At 69.4% G+C, this 972-nt stretch carries 1 protein-coding gene and 1 pseudogene; both read left to right on the top strand.

Annotated features, from left to right (window positions below):
* Positions 1-77: 77 nt before the first annotated feature.
* Positions 78-677, top strand: coding sequence for a TetR/AcrR family transcriptional regulator (locus U9980_RS17540; protein ID WP_322768908.1), 600 nt, complete (start codon positions 78-80; stop codon positions 675-677).
* Positions 678-769: 92 nt separating this feature from the next.
* A pseudogene (locus tag U9980_RS17535) lies at positions 770-972 on the top strand (MFS transporter); the annotation flags it as partial.

Below are 972 nucleotides of genomic sequence, written 5' to 3'. Positions count from 1 at the left end.
CCGCCGGCCCTGGTTCCGGCAATCGTCGGGGCGACATCGATTGGACGGTACCGTCCAATACTGGCTAGGGTGATGGGATGTCGAGCGAGCCGGCGACCGCGCGCGGGCGGGCGAGTCGTGAGCGGATCGTCGCCCGGGTCGCGGACGTCATCGCGCGGGACGGTGTGCGGGGCGTGAGCCTGGAGCAGGTGCTGGCGGCGGCCGGAGCGAGTAAGAGCCAGCTCTCCCACTATTTCGGCGGCCGGGACCAGCTCATGGAGGCGGCCGTGGCGTACCGCTGCGCGCAGGTGGTCGCGGGCCTGACGCAGGCGTTCGTCGCGGTGGCAAGCATGGAGGAACTCCAGCGCACGCTGGCGGGTTTCGTCTCCCAGTACGAGCAGAGCCCGACCGGGTGCCCGATCGGGACGCTGGCCAGCGAGATCGCCGAACACCACGAAGGGGCGCGGGCGCGGGTCATCGAAGCCTTCGCCGCCTGGGAGGGGCTGTTCACCGCGGCGTTCGACCGCATGCGCGCGACGGGGGAGCTGCGCGCGGACGCGTCTGCGGCGACTCTCGCGACCGCGCTGTTGGCGAGCCTGGAGGGCGGGATGCTCCTGAGCCAGACCCGCCGTGACGCCGCGTCGCTGCGAGTCGCTGTCGATGCCGCGCTGGCCTACGCGCGGACGTTCGCCACCTGAACTGGACGGAACCATCCACTCCACTCTGGACGGAACCGTCCACTCTGGTCTAGCGTCGGACTGGACGCTTTCGACCAATTCGAGAGGTGGCCATGAGCGCCCCTTCCGCCTCCGTCCTCGCGACCCGCCGCGGCCAGTTGACGCTGCTGTTGCTGTGCGCGGTCCAGTTCCTCGACATCGTCGACTCTTCGATCATGAACGTCGCGTTGCCGTCGATCCGCCGCGACCTGCACTTCTCCCAACAGAACCTGCAATGGGTGCTGTCCGGCTACGTCGTGACCTACGGCGGGTTCCT

It is taken from the genome of Protofrankia sp. Cr1 (assembly GCF_963555865.1).
Classification (GTDB): Bacteria; Actinomycetota; Actinomycetes; order Frankiales; family Frankiaceae; genus Protofrankia.
This window is presented reverse-complemented; position numbering and strand designations above follow the sequence as displayed.